This window comes from Helicobacter pylori (assembly GCF_001998165.1).
Classification (GTDB): Bacteria; Campylobacterota; Campylobacteria; order Campylobacterales; family Helicobacteraceae; genus Helicobacter; species Helicobacter pylori_DL.
Genome location: NZ_MTWR01000025.1, coordinates 1 through 15,967 on the forward strand (window position 1 = coordinate 1; position 15,967 = coordinate 15,967).

Genomic DNA, 15,967 nt, shown 5'->3' on the forward strand with positions numbered 1-15,967 from the left:
ATGTTTTAAGGAACAGTACCGCTTAAATGATGAAGAGTTTAACCAGATTAAGATTTTTTTATTGCCAGAAAATGATGAGACTAAACACCACCCCAACTATTGCGAGTTAGAGCATTTGCTAGAAAAAATGGCAAAAGAAAGTGAAAATGAAGCGTTTTATAAAGTTTTTTGCGAGTCCTACGAGGAGTTTTTTCGCAAAATCAAACAAATCAAACCTATTCAATCAGAACAAAAAAACGCACTAAATGTTGGCTACAACCCTATATCACGCTTTCTGTTTGTTTAGAGAGAGGTTTTGTTCCTTGTGGGTTAAACGATCTAGATCCTGTTTCTACAACCGCTAAAATGATAGATAAGCCAAAAAATACAGAAATTCTTAAGAAATTTTTTAATTTTGATTCAAAGGAACTTCAAGCATTGATTGATTTTTTAAAATAAACCCAATAAAAACCCTTGATTTTTACAAGTATTAGAATCTCTCTCAAATTGAGTTCAAACCACTCAAAAAGCTTTGTAGTCATATATAGGGGTTATTAGTAACAATAAAATCCTAAAATAAAGGTTGTTTTGAATACACCATTCAAACACCCCACCATAGATCAAAAATCATAAAACCATGCCCTCCCCCCTTTTTTAATTCAATGCACTTCGCTCCAAACTTTTCTTTTCCACGCATAAGCCAAGAACGACAGTACCGCAAAGAAAATCATGATTTTTATCCCTAAGGTATTCCTTTCATGTTTTTTCCTATCACCTGCTTTTTCCAAATATGCGATGACTTGTTTTTGAGCTTGTTCATTCAACCCCACTCTAGGCATAGCCGTGCCAGGCAAAAGCTTTTGCGGGTCGTTGATGAAAATATTCAAGCCATGTTCGCCTTTAGCTCTAATCATCATGGACAAATCAGGTGCATGAGAGCCTAAATAATTGGCTAAATCTTTAGGATCGCTAAAGGCCTTATCTTTCGCATAATCCAGGCTATGGCACCTTTGACAGCTTTGTGCAAACACTTCCTTATCGCTCAAACTTTTAGGCAAAATAGAAGTGAGATACGCCACAATATCGCTCAAATCTTGATCGCTAAATTGAGAAAACGCCGGCATAGGATAGGGTCTTTCATCGTTAAATTTATGGCTCAATTTCGCCGTTTTCACAGGATCTTTGATAAAGTGGGCTAAGAAATTCGCGTTCAAAACCCCCGCCACATGGCTTAAATCCGGTGGCACGACCCCAAAAGAGTTGCTCGCGCTAAGGCTGTCCATAGGGGCTGGAATGTTTTGGGATTTAATGCCATGGCAAGCGGTGCAGTTTTCGGCTACAAGCTGTTTTCCTTTATTAGCGTCGCCATTTTTTAAATCCATCGGCTCTAAATCCTTGAAAGCAAAATCTGCCGGAGCGACTTTAGGGTGCATCACCGAATGCGCATAAGGCTCAACCCCATAATAAATCACGCCTACCACCACAATAAGGATAATGAGAATCTTAAATTCTTTCATCTAACACCCCCTTGCTTCTTGCTCTCGGCGATAGTGATAATGGGCAATACCACAAAGAAAAGGGCTAAAAAAGTGATTGAACCCGCTAGGCCAATGTATTTACCGATCCCAAGCGGGGGCAATTTACCATAGATCGTTAAAACAATCATATCAATGATTAAAAGCCAAAACCACACCATAAACGCTGGCCGTTTGTGCGCGGGAGCGACGACTGGGCTTCTGTCTAAAAAGGGCAGTAAGAAAAAGATCACTTGCGCCACGCCAAAGGCCATTAGCCCTAAATCAGCGCTAAAGAAAAAGCCTCTTAAGACTTCATAACTCCATAAGAAATACCATTCAGGGTAAATGTGAGGCGGCGTTTTAAGGCTGTTAGCCCTTTCAAAGTTGATAGGATCCATCGCAAAATCATAGTGGTAACACACCAAGTAAAAGAAAAAGACCATGAACGCGCAAACCACAAAAATATCTTTAGACAAGAACACCGGCCAAAAAGGAATGACTTTGGATTCTTTTTTCTTGCCCTCAATGAATTTCTTTTCTTCTAATTCAAAGTCAATCTCTTCGCCTTCTTGGTTATTGACATGCGGGATGCGTAAAGAATAAAAATGCACCCCAACAAGTAGAATGATCGCAATGGGCAGTAAAAAGACATGGAGCATGAAAAAGCGCGTTAAAGTGGAATCCGCCACAACATAATTGCCCCTGATCCACTCCACCACATCAGCCCCAATAAAAGGAATGCCTCCAAATAAATTAGTGATAACCGCTGCGGCCCAATAACTCATCTGCCCCCAAGGCAGCATATACCCGCTAAAGGCTTCCGCGCTAAAGACCACAAACAAAATCATCCCGCTAATCCAAATCATCTCACGGCCCTTTTTGTAAGAGCCATAATAGATACCGACAAACATGTGGATATAAATGATGACAAAAATCATGCTCGCTGCCGTGGCATGCATGTGGCGCCAAAGCCAGCCATAAGCCACTTCTTGCATGATGGTGAAATTCACGCTATCAAACGCCATTTTCGCATCAGGCTTGTAATACATGAGCAAGAAAATCCCTGAGACTACAAGCACCCCAAAAAGGGTTAATAAAATCACCCCCATAGCCCATAAAAAATTGATGTTTTTAGGGATCCAATATTCTGTCATTAGCACTTTAACAAGCTTGTTAGTGCCAAGACGCATGTCCAGCCATTCGCCTAAATTCTTCGCTTTTTTTATCTCTGCCATGGAACTCTCCTTACGCTTTAGCCATCATTTTCTTGTATTCAGTCCCAGCTTCACCAAAAGTGATCTTAGTGCCTTCAATTTTAAAAGGCGGGATATCAAAAGGGCGCGGAGGGGGAGTGCCGGCAATATTCACGCCATCAGCAGTGAAACGCCCCCCATGGCATGGGCATAAAAAGCCTTTTTCTTCATCTTGATAAGTGGGGATACACCCTAAATGCGTGCAAATTTGAATGGCTGTGGTAAAAACGCTCTCGCCAACTTTAAAATCGCGCCTTTCATTAAAGCTCTCTTTTTTAGAACGCTTGAGGATATAGACCGGTTTCCCACGCCACTCCACCGTGGAAAACTGCCCTTCTTGCATGTTCGCCACATCTATGGTTGTAAAACCGGCTGAAACAACGCTTGGAAGCGGATCCCAAGTCTTTTTCATCGCTACCAGACTCGCTATCGCCCCTATAGCTGTAACGCTAGCAAGGCTCATTCCTAAAAAATCACGCCTTTGAATATCTGCCATGATAAAAAACTCCTTAATGATAATTACCTTTTAACGACTAAAGGCATAGCAAATCCCTATTTTACAACAAACTCTCTTAATAATTTTTTTAAAATAACAAATTGAGGCTAAAATCAAACGCTTTTAACGCCGTTTTAAAGAAATTTGAGCGCGCAAATGTTTCAAAAGGGTTTCTAAAATATCGTTATCGTCTTTGCTTGGGGCTTTCAGGCTTTCTTTATGTTCATCGTTATAAGTAAGGGTGATGTTTTGATTGAAATTAGAAAGTTTAATGATGCCAAGCTGGTTGGCTAAGATTTTAAGCGTAATGATTTGCAAAAATTGAGCGCTCAAATCGTCTATTTTGCCAAACCTGTCTTCTATTTCTTCATGGATTTGCCCTACCTCATCTACATTTTCACACAAACTCAAACGGCGGTATAAATCCAGTCTTAAACTATCGCTTGCAATGAGTTCAGGGTTTAAAAAAGCGCTCACGCCAAGTTGGATTTCTACGCCTTTTTCAAGCCTTTTTTTCCCCCCACTCAATTCATAAATCGCGTCTTCAAGCATGCGCGTATAGAGCGCATAACCGATATTTTTAATATGCCCGCTCTGATCTTGCCCGAGCAAATTCCCGCCCCCCCTGATTTCTAAATCATGATAAGCGATACTCTCCCCACTGCCTAAATACGAATTTTTTTCTAAAGCGAGCAAGCGTTTTAAAGCCTGTTCGTTCAAGTTTTTTTGATCTTCTATAAGGAAATAACAAAAGCCTTCTTTTTTACCTCTCCCCACACGCCCTCTTAATTGGTGCAAATCAGCCAGCCCGAAATTTTGCGCATTATCTATAATAATCGTGTTAGCGTTAGGCAAATGAATCCCTGATTCCACAATAGAAGTGCATAATAAAACCTGATAGTTCCCCTTAGCAAACTCTAGCATGATTTCTTCACTCTCGTTAGCGTTAATCTGGGAATGCAAAATAGCGATTTTAAGCTTAGGGATGAGCTCTTCTAGCTTGGTTTTGACTTTTGAAATGCTAGCGATGTGGTTATGGATGTAAAAAATTTGCCCGTTACGGCGTAATTCTCTATGAATGATCTCTTTTAAGAGTTCGTCATTCTTTTCTTTCAAAAAAGTGCGGCTGGGCTTTCTGTCTGTGGGTGGGGTTTTTAAAGAGCTAATGCCCTTAATTTGAGAGAACGCCATGTTTAGAGTGCGCGGGATAGGCGTAGCGGACATGCTTAAAAAATGCACGCTTTTGCTCAATTCTTTTAAAGCTTCTTTTTGTTTCACGCCAAATTTATGCTCTTCATCCACCACCACTAAGCCCAAGTTTTTAAATTTCGCGCCTAAAATCGCATGCGTGCCTACAAGAACATCAACCAACCCTAATTCCACCGCCTTTAAAAGCTTGTTTTTTTCGCTCGCATACCGATCCAAACGAGCCACTTTAACGCCAAAATTTTCAAAACGCGCCCTTAAGGTCTCAAAATGCTGGTGCGCTAATAAAGTAGTAGGCACGACTAGCGCGCTTTGAAAGCCGTTTAAAAACGTGCAAAAAATCGCATGCATCGCCACTTCTGTTTTCCCAAAACCCACATCCCCACTCAATAATCTGTCCATCACTCTCTTAGAGCTTAAATCCTTTGAAATTTCAGCGATGGCTTTTTCTTGATCGCTTGTGTATTCAAACCCCGCATGCGATTTAAAGACCTCCAACTCCGCTAAATGCGTGTCCATCTTTTTACCCAAGATCAAATTGCGTTCAGCCGCTAATTCAATGATCTTGCCTGCAATCTCTAAAAGCTTAGCCCTTACTTTAGCTTTTAGTTTGAGAAAACTCCCCTTCCCTAGCCGGTCTTTAACTGGCACGCTATCGCTTTGCGCCACATAGCGAGCGATGAGATGCAAATTTTCTACCGGTAATAGCAGTTTGTCTTCACCCAAATAAGCGATTTCTAAAAAATCCCTCTTGCTCCCTAAAACGCTGTGTTGGACTAATTGAGAAAACACGCCCACCCCATAATCATCATGTACCACCCATTCGCCCGGATTCAATTCGTTCAAAGCGAGCTTGGATTTTTGGCGTTTTTTCTTCCTTTCAAAGGAATTGAGCGAGATAAAAATCCCATCAGGGGTTTTAAAGTTTAACACAAAGGGGGCGATCACGCATTCAATGCTGCTTCTTTCAAGCGCGCTTATCGCGTTGTCTAAAATCGTTTTATTAGGAGCTAGGAGCGTGATTTTATGGTGCGAATGCAAAGCGATAAAGCCTTCTAGGGCATGCGCATGGATTTCTAAATCTTCATAACCTTGCGCGTTTTCTAAAACCTTTAAAAATTTGAAACGCTCATAATCCAATTCGTTTAAGCTCGCTAATTCTTGAATTTCTTCTAAAGCTCTAGGGCTTATAACGCTTTTATAGGCATGCAACAAATCGTTTGCTTTTTCCCCTAAAAACCACAAACCAAAACTGGTTAAATCTTTAGAAAAGCTATTTAAGGGGCTTTGTTCCACTTTTGTTTTTAGATCCTTATAAGATGGTTCGTCCAAACTAAAAAGCGTGGGGGGGATTTCAATTTCTAACAACTCTTCTTTAAGGCTCATTTGAGTGGTAGGGTCAAATTCCTTAATGCTCTCACACTCCGTGTCAAAAAAACTCAAGCGATACGCTTTAGAATTGGGTACATAAATATCCACAATATCCCCCCTAAAGCTCGCTTCGCCTTCCACTTCCACTAAGTCTAAAATTTCATAGCCATAATAAAAGAGCTTGTCTTTCAAATCCTTAAGGTTATATTTTTCTAAAAGAGTGATTTTAAAGCTCTCTAAAAGTTCTTTTTTGGGTAAAGGGTGCAATAACGCGCTAATAGGGGCAATGATGATAGTTTCTTGCTTGTTTTCTAAGGCTTGATAAAACTCCCTCAAACCCCCTAAAAGCTGTAAAAATTCTTCAAAAAACGAACGCAAATCGTCGTTTTTTTTAGCCCTAAACTCTGGGAAAAGAACGGCTTTGGTATTTGGCTTAAAATAGCTTATGACTTCTTTAGCGAGCTTGGATTCTTTAAAATCCTTACAAGCGAGTATTTGATAATCAAAGCCTTTGTTTAAGGCTCTATAAAGACTGGATTGGATCATTCCCTATTTATTTTCAATTTTCTTTTCTTGCTCATTGATTAACAACGCCCCCCCTTGAAGGTTTTTAGGGCGAGTTTCCCCAATCAAAATCCCCTTTCTTTCCACCACAAGCTCTTGGCTAGAGATTTTACCATCAAGGCGTCCTAAAGGCATGATTTCTACCACTTCCGCTTCCACCGTGCCAGTAAATTTGCCATTAACCACGAATTTATTAGCGAAAATCTCACCCACTACCGAGCCGGTTTGCCCGATCACCACCGTGCTTTTAGAATGCACCACCCCTTCTAATTCGCCATCCACATGCAAATGGTAATCCAAATGAAGCTCACCTTTTATTTTTGTGCCTTGAGCGATGATAGTCGCTGGTCCTGTTTTTGCATTAGCCGATTTATTATTGTTATCAAAGATTGCCATCTGATGCTCCTTTCTTTATTAAAAACTTCTTCAAAATCTTTCATGTTCCATTTGGTGAAACTCATGGGGTTTATGGGTTGATCTAAGAAGCGCACTTCATAATGCAAATGCGGCCCTGTGCTCATTCCTGTATTACCACTATACCCAATCAACTGCCCTTTTTTGACAAATTCGCCCGTTTTTACGACGATTTTATTCAAATGGGCGTAGTAGGTTTTAAAACCAAAAGGGTGGAAAACCTTAATCAAATTCCCATACCCCCCATTCCACCCCTTACTCGCTAACCCCACTACCCCGCTCGCGCTCGCATACACAGGCGTGTTAATGGCGGTGCTTAAATCAAGCCCGGTATGGTTGTGCAACACATGCAAAATAGGGTGCATTCTTTTATTAAAAGCGGCTGAAACGCGCCGATAGGATTCTAGCGGGTAGTCATTAGGGATAAGGCGCATGATAAAGCTTTTTTGAAGCCCGGTAATCCCAGCCACATCCAAACGGCTGGAAAAATTACCCTCTTCTTTTTCTTCTTCAGGCCTATTCACCCCCACCACTTCTTCTAAATCGTTGATGCGCTCCCCTGAAAGTTGCAAATCGTCTAAAAATTCATCCATTTGCAAGGAAAGCTTTTCATTAGTCTCTCTTTTTTTCTCAAATTCTTTAGTGATTAAAGCATGCTGCTTGTCAATGTTTTTAATCTCTTGATTTAAAACCAATAGCGAAATGCCTAAAAACAATAAAGATCCCACAACGCTCAAAAGCGCATACAAGCCAATTTGACGGAATAAGATATGAACATTAATATAACGACTCCCTCTAGAGTCCGTAACCATCACAATCAAACGCCTGTCTAAAAACACCAAAAACCCCTACTGACCTTTTAAGGTGTCTTTATCCACATGCTCTTGGAGCTGGACGATGTCTTCTAAAACCCAAAACAGATTCTTCCATTCAATAAATTTATTTTCTTCTAAAGCGCTTTGGAAATGATCCAAATCCCATGCCAGGAATTTTTCTGCGTCTAAAATTTTACCCAAAAAGCGCACTTCATAATGCAATTTTTCGCCACCACTATTACCGCTCTTCCCGCTATAGCCAATCAACTGCCCTTTTTGGATGAAGCTTTTGGGCTGCACATTGACATGATCTAAATGCGTATAAATAGAGCTAAAACCAAACGCATGCTCAATGCGCACCAAGTTCCCATACCCCGCATTAGAACGAGTCTTCACAAAATCCACAATCCCATCAGCGCTCGCATACACAGGCGTGTTCAATGGCGCGATAAAATCAATCCCGGATTCAACGCCCTTAATCTTTTTAATGGGGTGGTTCCTTTCTTTAGTGGGTTTGATAGCGCTATAAGTTTTCAAGGGCATGCCATTAGGAATGAGCATGAGCGCTAAATTTTTTTGATTTAAGCTCAAATTTTCTAAATCCACTTCATCATAGAGATGCCCTCCCCCATTAGCCCCCTTTTTGATTTCAATCAAGGATTCCAACCCACGAATCTTTTGCCCCACAATAAAGAGCTCTTCTCGCTTGTTTTTAATCTCTTTTGTTAAAGTGTAATTTTTTTGATACAAATCCCTAAAATCCCTTAAAACCGCATTCCTCTCGCTTGTCATCGTATCCATTTTAGCGATTAAAAATTTTAAAAAACCCACGCCAAGCCCCACGATCAACAAAAAAATAACAACAGAAATGATGAGGTTGCGTTTTAAATTTTTAGAAAATTTGAGCTGTTTAGAGCCTGATTCATCAATGATGGTGATCATAAGTTGGTTTTGTGGCATCAATCCCTCTTCTTTTGATAGCGCTTATAAAAAGCGTTGGCTACCAGAAATGAGCCATACACCAAATAATTTTCATTTTCTTTCAAATCTTCAAACAAAGCGTGTTCTAACCCTAAAGTTTCTAAAATCCCTTTAAGCTTTTCTAACTTGATAACCCTTTCTTGATGCAATTCTAAAATCAAAACCTTTTTAACCACAGGCTTTAAAATTTCTAGCACCAAAAAAGCGTCCTTATCTTGATAGCAATTATAAATTAAAATGATTTTAGCGTTAAAAATGCGTTTGATTTCTTCTTTTAAGGCTTTGGCGCTATGGGGGTTATGCCCCACATCTATTAAGATATTAGGGCTTAAAAGCTCGCAACGGCCGATTAAATCTAGGGGCTTTAGGTTTTTTAAAACTTCTTGTTCTTTGCATGGCATAAGCGTTTCAAACGCTTTTAGAGCCACTTCTAAATTCATCGCTAAAAAATGGGCTAAATGGTGGCGTTCAATATAATCCCTGACTCCTTTTGAAATTTCATTTTGGACTAAAATCAATTTTGCGTGTTTTTCTTTGGCGATTTTTTGAGCCACACTTAAAACCAGTTCTTGTTGGGGAGCGATGATGTTAAGAGAGCCCATCGCTTTTAATTTAGTTTGCGCAATGCTTTCTAAACTATCCCCTAAAAATTCCTTATGATCATAATCAATGGGGGTGAAAACGCTTAGGGTTTTTTCTAAAGCGTTCGTGCTGTCAAACTCCCCCCCAAGCCCTGCTTCTAAAACCAAATAATCGCAATCTTTAGCGAGCATGACGGCCAGTAAGGTAGCGTATTCAAAATACGAGCAAGCGCTGCTGAAAGCGTGTGATTGCAATTGCTGGTGGGCGTTTTCTAAAACGCTTTCTCCAACAATAGAACCATTCAAAAAAAAGCGTTCTCTAAATTCAAAAACATGAGGGGAGGTGAAATGCAACACCTTAAAATTTTGATCGGCTAATAAAAGGGTTAAAAACCGCCCCGTGCTGCCCTTGCCATTAGTCCCTACCACATGAATGACTTTCGCTTGAATCTCAAAAAAAGCGTTTTTAAAATCTTTATAAATTTGAATGAAACGGCTGGGATCAAACTTGTGGTATTCTTTAGGCTTTGTTTCTAAAAACGCCTTTAATCCATGGCTATTTTTCATTATTGAATTTCCCCTCATAAGCGATTTGAGCCACAAATTTAGTCAAAGTTTGTTCCACAGCCTGATTGATAGCATAATAGCGGTTCTGGTAGGTATTAAGGGGGTCTTGCAAATTCACAGCGTAATTATAATACCCGCTATCTTGAAAAGTCTTTTGTGTGCCTCTTTTATTATCGTAGGTGTAATTCACAGACACGGTTGCGCGATAGAAAGTCGTGAAGCCCTCTTTATTTTGCGTGATACTCGTATCGGTTACATTCGTGATTTCTATAATAATGATAGAATCCGCATCCTTTTCACTCGCTAAGCGGCTTTGGAAGCGTTGCACGACTAAACGATTCATCAAATCCTTAAACTCTACAGAGTTTTCAGGGTTAGGCAAATTCACAATGAGTTTCATGTATATGCTATCGCCTAAAGCGTTTTGAGCGTAAGCGGCGATGGGCTTATACCCACAGCCCTTGAACAAAAATAACAAAATAAAAAAAAGTAAAGCCCTCATGCGATAACAAAATTAACAAGCTTATTAGGTACATAAATTTCTTTTTTAACGCTCGCATTTTCTAAATATTTCTCTAATTCTTTTTTAGCCAAAATAATGATTTCTTCTTTATCAGCGTTAATATTGACTTTCAATTCTGCGCGCCTTTTGCCATTAATGGTAAGCCCTAAAGTCATAAAGTCTTCCACAAAAGCGCTTTCATCGATCGCTATAGGCTTAAAATTCTCTCTTTTAAAAAGCCTCTCGCTCAACTCCCATGCCGTGTGCGGGATAATAGGCTCTAAAATTTGCAACAACACAAAATAACCCTCGCATAAAATCCGCTCATTATTTTGCACGCTCAAAGCGTTTAAAGCCTCCATGCAACTTGCGATCAAAGTGTTAAACGAGTAAGCGCTTTCAGCCTTATTGAAAATTTCATGCGATTTTTTTAACGCTTCATAGACTTTTTTACGCCCTAATTTTTCCGCTTCATTCAGGCTGACTTCTTTAAATTCAGGCTTAGAAGTAGTGGGGTTAATAGCACTCGCTTTGTCGTATAAGCGCTTGATGAACCGGTGCGCGCCTTCTAAAGCGTTGTCATTCCATTCTAACTCTTTAGCCGGTGGGGCAGCAAAAAGGATAAAAAGCCTCGCCGCATCGGCCCCATATTTTTTAAGTATCTCTTTAGGGCTAACGACATTGCCTTTAGATTTGCTCATCTTAGCGCCATCTTTTAAAACCATGCCTTGAGTGATAAGCTGTTTGAAAGGCTCATTTAAATTAAGATAGCCCAAATCCCTTAAAGCCTTAGTGAAAAAGCGCGCGTATAACAAGTGCAAAATCGCATGCTCAATGCCACCAATATAAGTGTCCACCGGCATGAAATACTTCAAGTAATTTTGATCAAACGCTTGATTTTCACGCTGATTTTTGGGCGTGGTGTAGCGCAAGAAATACCAACTGGATTGGATGAAAGTATCCATGGTGTCTGTTTCTCTTAAAGCGTTTTTGTGGCATTTAGGGCATTGAGCGAATTTCCAACTCGCATGCTTTTCTAACGGATTGCCCTCCCCATCAATCACAATGTCTTCAGGTAAAGTTACCGGCAGTTGGGTTTCAGGCACAATCCCGCAATGTTTGCAATGAATCATAGGAATAGGCGCTCCCCAATACCTTTGACGGCTCACTCCCCAATCTTGCAAGCGGTAGTTGATCACCCTTTTACCGAGGTTTTCTTTTTCAAAATAAGCGATGATTTTTTCTCTGGCCACTGAGCTAGAAAGATCGCTCCACTCCCCGCTATTTTTTAAAACCTCTTCTTTGGTGTGGGGCAAATTTTGAGGGCTTTGAGTGATCACTTTAATAGGGATATGATACAGATTAGCGAATTCAAAATCCCTTTCATCGCAGGCTGGCACGCCCATTAACGCCCCAGAACCATAATTAGCTAGGGCGAAATTAGCCACCCAAACAGGGATTTTTTGCTTTGTTAAAGGGTGGATAGCATAAATTCCTAAAAACACCCCTTTTTTCTCTAAGGCTCTTTCTCTTTGAGTCGTGTTTAAAATCGCTTTAATGATCTTTGAATCTTCTTGACTCACTCGCTTAATGGCATGCTCTACTAAAGGGTGTTCTGGGGCGATGGCGATGAAAGTTACGCCATAAATGGTGTCCGCTCTTGTGGTAAAAACTTCAATTTCTTGAATGCCATTGCAAGCCTTCAAGCACTCATCAGCGATTTTAAAACCAAATTGCAACCCGCTAGATTTCCCTATCCAGTTTTTTTGCATGATTAGGACTTGAGAAGGCCAATGGTTTTCTAAAGCCTCTAAGTCTTTGAGCAATTCTTCAGCGTAATTTGTGATCTTCAAATAATATTGATAGAGTTCTTTTTGAACAACTTCTGTATCGCAACGCCAACACCTCCCATCAATGACTTGCTCATTAGCTAAAACGGTTTTATCGTTAGGGCACCAATTGAGCATGGCTTTCTTGCGATAAATTAGCCCTTTTTCCCACAAGTCAATGAAAAATTGCTGCTCAAATTTCGTGTAATCCGGATCTGAAGTGACAAATTCCCTATTTTTAGAAAAAGAAAACCCTAAAGCTTCAAACTCTTTTTGCATGGCTTCAATGTTTTCATAAGTCCAGGTTTTAGGGTGGATACCATGCTTAATGGCCGCATTTTCTGCAGGCATCCCAAAAGAATCAAACCCCATAGGGTGTAACACATTGTAATGGTGCAAACGATAATAACGCGCCAAAGCGTCGCCAATGGTGTAATTGCGCACATGCCCCATGTGGATTTCCCCACTAGGATAAGGCAGCATGCTCAAAATGTATTTTTTAGGGAGGTTAAAATCGTCTTTAGGCTCAAAACTCTTATTTTTCCACCAAAATTCTTGCCATTTTTTTTCTATATTGATAAAATCCATTGCTACCCCTTAATCCGTTTCGCTCGTTACAACGCTTTCAACCAACAAAAAGATAAGACTGAAAGCGTTGCTAATCAACGCCCCAATCATAAGCATGTAAGCGGTAACCAAATTATTTAAAATCTGTAAAAACACAAACGCCGATATGAGATGCAACACGGTAGCTAAAGAGCTCGCTAACAGCTCTGAAGCGAAACGCTTACACACCCCAATTTTAAGCGTAACAGAAATAAGATTTAAAGCCAACGCTACAAACAACACCACCGTGTTAGGCTCATACAAAAACCCTACAATGGTGGTTAAAGAAATAAGGCTAAACAGCACATGAATGACCCGACCCCAATCCATAGAAACTCCTTAAACTTGACCGCCCTCATACAAACGGCGCATTTTTTCTTTCTCTTGAGCTTTTTTGATTTTTCTAGCCTCATTTTCATAATATTTATCCATATCAAAGCCTAACAATAACGCTACTTTAGGGGCGATGAAAATAGAACTATAAGTCCCTACAATCGTGCCTATTAACATGGGCAATGAAAAGCCAATGATAATCTTACTCCCAAACACGCACAAAATCAACACCACAAAAAACACGGTTAAAGAAGTTAGAAGCGTGCGCGTGAGCGTGCTGGAAATGGCTTCATCAATGGCCTTGGCAGCATTTTTGGTTTTTTGAGAGAGCATCTCTTCTCTGATCCGATCAAAAATAATGATCGTATCATTAATGGAATACCCAATCAAAGTGAGTAAAGCCGCAATCACTTCCAAATTCATATCAATCTTAAAAACAATCACTGAGCTTGCCACTAAAATCACATCATGCACAAGCGCAATAACACTCGCTAAAGCGAAACGCCATTCATAGCGGAAACTCACATAAACCATGATCGCTATTAACGCTAAAATCAGTGACAAAACGCCCTTTTCTTTCAACTCGCTCCCCACTCTAGGGCCAACGGTGTCAAATTTACGGATTTCAAAATCGCCACTGGGTTTTAGGATATTAGCCACGATAGCGTTCAGATCTTCATTTTCAGCCGTTTCTACAAAAGGGAATTTGATTAAAATTTCTTCTTTAGAGCCAAATTCGCTCACTTGCACGCCTTTAAAGCGAGCTTCTTTTTCAAAAAGATCGCGCACTTCTTTAATAGGGGCGTTTTGAGCGTAACGCACTTGCACCAAACTCCCCCCCGCAAAATCAATCCCTAAAGAAAACCCTTTGAAAAACAAAAGCCCCAACGCCAGAAGCACTAATATTGCTGAAATAATCACCCCATAATTGGAATAACGCATGAAGCTTAAGATTCTAACTTGTTTGAATAATTCCATAAAACCTCCTAAGCTCTTTTATTTTTCACGCCAAACCAAAAGTAAAGGCTTTTTGTTTGGGCTAATTTAGGTAAAAGGGCTTGATAAATCCCTTGCGTACCTACAATAGCGGTGATGATAGAGGCTAAAATCCCAATGCCTGTGGTTAGGGCAAAGCCTTTAATCGCTCCTGTGCCATAAGCGTATAATAACACTGAAGCGATCAAGGAAGTGATATTGGAATCAAAAATCGCTCGACTCGCATTGATATAGCCTAAATGGATCGCCTTAACAACACCCTCTCCTTCTCTTAAGACTTCTCTAATGCGCTCATTGATAATGATATTAGCATCCACGGCAATCCCCACGGTTAAAACAATCCCTGCCATTCCAGGTAAAGTCAGCGTCGCTCCAAAAATCGCCATGACCGCCACGATCAAAAAAAGATTGACCACTAACGCCATGCAAGCGATCACTCCCGCCATGGAGTAATAAAGCGCCATAAAGCCCATAACCAAAATAAAGCCCCCAATGAGAGCGATAATGGAAGTTTTAATGCTGTCTTTCCCTAAACTCGGGCCTATAATCCTTTTTTCTAAAACCTGAATGGGCGCGCTCATCGCCCCACTCCTTAAAGCGATCGCTAAATCGCTCGCTTGAGCCACGCTAAAATTCCCGCTAATTTGCCCGCTCCCTCCGCCAATACGCTCCCTGATCACCGGGGCTGAATAAACCTTATTGTCTAAAACGATCGCCATGCGTTTGCCCACATTCGCGCCTGAGAAATCCCCAAAAATCTTAGCCCCTTGCGCATCCAGCGTGAAGCTCACCACCGGCTGGTTGTTTTGATCATACACCACTTTAGCGTCCGTAAGCATTTCGCCATCTAAAATGGGGATCGCTTTGAGTAAGATTTTACCCCCCATTTCCACATCAGACAACAACACACTGCCTAATTTTTGAGCCTCTAAATCCGTCATTGTCATCGCATCTTTATTGTGCTCTTCATCCACTGCCATCATCTGCAAATGAGCGGATCTTGAAATCAAGTCTTTAGCACGCCGTTCTTCTTCTAAAGTCTTAATGCCGGGCAATTGCACCGAAATTTCTTCTTTACCTTGCTGAATGACTACAGGCTCTGCCAAACCAAATTGATCCAAGCGGTTACGAATGATCCCTATCACTTGCAAAATCGTGTTTTTACGCAATTCCTCTTGCTCTAAAGGGGTGAGTTTCACGCTATAAAATTCCGCTTCTTTTTTGATTTCAAACTGACTATGACCTTGCAATTCCAATAAAAGCGCGTCTAATTTTTTCGCTTCATCTTCATCTAAAAGCTCAAAACTGATCCCTTCTAAATTGGATTTAATGTCTTTAAGCAAGATATTTTGCTTTTTAGCGTTGTATTCTAAAGCAGACGCTAGGCTTAAATACTTGTTTTTTAAAGCTTCATCGGTTTGCACCCCTAAAAGCATGTTCAACCCCCCCCTTAAATCCAAACCCAAAGTGATTTTAGGGCCTTTAGTCTCTAGTAAAGAAGGCACAGAAAACCCTACCCCTAAAAGAAGCGCAAAGATAAAAACGATTAAACGAGCGTTAAAAAATTTCATTCAGTTGTTATTTGGCGTTGTTTCAAAGTCTTAGTGCCGGATAATCTTGCCGGAATTTCTTCTCTGCCTTGCTGAATGACTATAGGCTCTGCCAAACCAAATTGATCCAATTCGTCTAATTTGAACGCTACATAGTTTTTAGAAAGTTTAGCGGTGGTGTCATCATTGAGTTTCACGCTAAAAAAATTCGCTTCCGCTTTAAGCACCTCAACGATCAGCCCTCCTTGAGTGACGATTTTATCGCCCTTAGTCAAACCCTCTATCATTTCTTTGTGTTTTTTTTGCTGTTGGCGTTGCGGGCGAACGATCAAAAAATAAAAAATAAGAAACAACACCACAAGGGGTAAAAGCGTCGTTATAATTTCTTTAGTTTGTCCCATTAAATT

General features: G+C 40.4%; 15 protein-coding genes. 1 reads left to right on the forward strand and 14 read right to left on the reverse strand.

Going from position 1 to position 15,967, the window contains the following annotated elements:
* The coding region (locus BZK24_RS09595) for a 3'-5' exonuclease family protein (RefSeq protein ID WP_524706767.1) at positions 1–286 on the forward strand (286 nt) is incomplete at its 5' end.
* A gap of 352 nt (positions 287–638) precedes the next feature.
* On the opposite strand, the gene BZK24_RS03605 is transcribed toward BZK24_RS09595, so the two are convergent.
* The 14 genes from BZK24_RS03605 to yajC all read right to left on the reverse strand — a co-directional run bounded on the left by BZK24_RS03605 (position 639) and on the right by yajC (position 15,961).
* On the reverse strand, positions 639–1,496 hold the full coding sequence (locus tag BZK24_RS03605) for a cytochrome c1 (RefSeq protein WP_000657622.1): 858 nt from the start codon (positions 1,494–1,496) through the stop codon (positions 639–641).
* Positions 1,493–2,731, reverse strand: a complete 1,239-nt coding sequence (locus BZK24_RS03610; protein ID WP_000807885.1) for a cytochrome b — start codon at positions 2,729–2,731, stop codon at positions 1,493–1,495. Before BZK24_RS03610 ends, BZK24_RS03605 begins: the two co-directional genes overlap by 4 nt.
* A 10-nt stretch (positions 2,732–2,741) precedes the next feature.
* Positions 2,742–3,245, reverse strand: coding sequence for a ubiquinol-cytochrome c reductase iron-sulfur subunit (locus BZK24_RS03615; protein ID WP_077656593.1), 504 nt, complete (start codon positions 3,243–3,245; stop codon positions 2,742–2,744).
* Between the two features lie 123 nt (positions 3,246–3,368).
* Complete coding sequence (gene mfd, locus BZK24_RS03620; RefSeq protein WP_077656594.1) at positions 3,369–6,368, reverse strand: transcription-repair coupling factor; 3,000 nt, start codon at positions 6,366–6,368, stop codon at positions 3,369–3,371.
* Positions 6,369–6,371: 3 nt separating this feature from the next.
* Positions 6,372–6,686, reverse strand: coding sequence for a bactofilin family protein (locus BZK24_RS03625; RefSeq protein ID WP_000384494.1), 315 nt, complete (start codon positions 6,684–6,686; stop codon positions 6,372–6,374).
* Between the two features lie 14 nt (positions 6,687–6,700).
* Positions 6,701–7,639, reverse strand: coding sequence for a peptidoglycan DD-metalloendopeptidase Csd1 (csd1, locus tag BZK24_RS03630; protein WP_077656595.1), 939 nt, complete (start codon positions 7,637–7,639; stop codon positions 6,701–6,703).
* A 9-nt stretch (positions 7,640–7,648) separates the two neighbouring features.
* Positions 7,649–8,575, reverse strand: coding sequence for a M23B family cell shape-determining DD-metalloendopeptidase Csd2 (csd2, locus tag BZK24_RS03635; protein ID WP_077656596.1), 927 nt, complete (start codon positions 8,573–8,575; stop codon positions 7,649–7,651).
* The gene (locus BZK24_RS03640) at positions 8,575–9,744 is read right to left on the reverse strand and encodes a Mur ligase family protein (RefSeq protein WP_077656597.1); all 1,170 of its coding nucleotides are present in this window, start codon (positions 9,742–9,744) and stop codon (positions 8,575–8,577) included. The genes csd2 and BZK24_RS03640 overlap by 1 nt, the downstream gene beginning before the upstream one ends.
* Positions 9,734–10,246 carry an LPS assembly lipoprotein LptE gene (gene lptE, locus BZK24_RS03645; protein ID WP_077656598.1) on the reverse strand — a complete coding sequence of 171 codons (513 nt, stop codon included), beginning with the start codon at positions 10,244–10,246 and terminating at the stop codon, positions 9,734–9,736. The genes BZK24_RS03640 and lptE overlap by 11 nt, the downstream gene beginning before the upstream one ends.
* Entirely contained in the window at positions 10,243–12,663 is a 2,421-nt protein-coding gene (gene leuS, locus BZK24_RS03650) for a leucine--tRNA ligase (protein ID WP_077656599.1), read from the reverse strand. Before leuS ends, lptE begins: the two co-directional genes overlap by 4 nt.
* 9 nt (positions 12,664–12,672) lie before the next feature.
* The gene (locus BZK24_RS03655) at positions 12,673–13,011 is read right to left on the reverse strand and encodes a DUF6394 family protein (RefSeq protein WP_077656600.1); all 339 of its coding nucleotides are present in this window, start codon (positions 13,009–13,011) and stop codon (positions 12,673–12,675) included.
* 9 nt (positions 13,012–13,020) lie between these two features.
* Entirely contained in the window at positions 13,021–13,992 is a 972-nt protein-coding gene (secF, locus tag BZK24_RS03660) for a protein translocase subunit SecF (protein ID WP_077656601.1), read from the reverse strand.
* 8 nt (positions 13,993–14,000) lie between these two features.
* Positions 14,001–15,581, reverse strand: coding sequence for a protein translocase subunit SecD (gene secD / locus BZK24_RS03665; protein WP_077656602.1), 1,581 nt, complete (start codon positions 15,579–15,581; stop codon positions 14,001–14,003).
* Positions 15,578–15,961: a preprotein translocase subunit YajC gene (gene yajC / locus BZK24_RS03670; protein WP_000531780.1), complete on the reverse strand. Its 384-nt coding sequence runs from the start codon at positions 15,959–15,961 to the stop codon at positions 15,578–15,580. Before yajC ends, secD begins: the two co-directional genes overlap by 4 nt.
* Positions 15,962–15,967: the final 6 nt, after the last annotated feature.